General features: G+C 79.3%; 1 protein-coding gene and 1 pseudogene. Both read left to right on the top strand.

Translation table 11 applies throughout. The annotated features are described in order from the left end of the window. The first annotated feature begins 285 nt into the window (after positions 1-285). Positions 286-723: a hypothetical protein gene (locus CCN72_RS36920; RefSeq protein ID WP_244174678.1), complete on the top strand. Its 438-nt coding sequence runs from the start codon at positions 286-288 to the stop codon at positions 721-723. Further along, a pseudogene (locus CCN72_RS36925) lies at positions 720-1,234 on the top strand (hypothetical protein); the annotation flags it as partial. The gene CCN72_RS36920 and the pseudogene CCN72_RS36925, both read left to right, overlap by 4 nt.

Genomic DNA, 1,234 nt, shown 5'->3' on the forward strand with positions numbered 1-1,234 from the left:
ACGGCGCCCAGGTAGCGCAGCAGCACATCCTGGCGGGCCGTTTCACCGGGGCTCCAGCGGCGGTCGGGCGCCTGACGGCGGGCCTCGCTCTGGGCGGAGAGGTTCTCGTGCGCGTCCACGGCGGCCTCCTCGGTCCGTCGGCTGCCTACAGTCCCAGTCTCGCGCACGCGCCTGCGGTGCCAAGAGCCGAACGGCCCTGGTGGGACGGCCCCCGAGCGCCATCCGGTGCGGGGCGGGACGGATGCGGTGAGACTGAAGGGACAGCCGACCGGCAGGAGGCCGCCCATGAGCCTGCGGGACTTCCTGGAGCGGTTCCGTCCGACGGGTACGCCGGGCGCGTCCGCCGCGGGTGTGCCCGCCGACCGTACGGCGGAGCGCGCGGCGGAACTGGAGCCCGCGCTCGCCCGGCTGACGGACGCCCAGCGGGAGGCGGAGCGGATCCGGGCCGCCGCCCGGCAGAGCGCCGAGGCCCTGCGCCGGGACGCCGCCCGGGAGGCCGAGCAGGTCGTGGCCGCCGCCCGGGAGCGGGCGCCCGCGGTGCGCGCGGGGGCGGCCGAACCCGTTCTGCGGGAGGCCCGGCAGGAGGCGGACGCGCTGCGCGCCGCCGGGGAGCGCGCCGCCTCGGCGATCCGCGAGCGGGCCGGGGAACACATGCCGCCCCTGGTGGACCTCGCGGTGGCCGACGCCCTGCGCCCGGCGGGCGGGTCACGGGGAGCCTCGTGAGCGCGGGCTGGGTCGCCGCCGCGGTGCGGGCAAGGGCCCTCGTCGGCCGGTGTCCTGGGCCCGCCGCGACCCGGGAGATCGCGCGCGGCCCCACCCTGGACGACGCCCTGCGGGTCCTGGCGTCGACGCCGTACGCGCGCTCCGCGCGGACCGCGGTGGATCTGCCCGGGGCGCAGCGGGCGGTGGCCGCCACGGTGTTGTGGCAGCTGCGGGTACTGGCCGGCTGGCTGCCGCCGGGCGGTGCCCGGCTGCTGGTGCCACTGGCCGCCGGGTTCGAGATCGCCAACGTGGTCTCCCGGCTGGCCACACCGGACGGCGATGCCGCGCGGGCCCCGGAGCCGTACCGGCTGGGGGCGCTGGAGACCGCCTGGCGGAGCCTGGAGCGGCACATAGGAACGCCGACGGAACTGCGGGCCGCGCTCATCGCCTCGCCCTGGGGCGACCCGGGCGGCGGCCATCCGCATCCCCGTCACCAGGGCCCACGGCGTGTCGCCGCCCGGGCCGCCCCAGG

This window comes from Streptomyces murinus (assembly GCF_002154555.1).
Taxonomy (GTDB): Bacteria; Actinomycetota; Actinomycetes; order Streptomycetales; family Streptomycetaceae; genus Streptomyces; species Streptomyces murinus.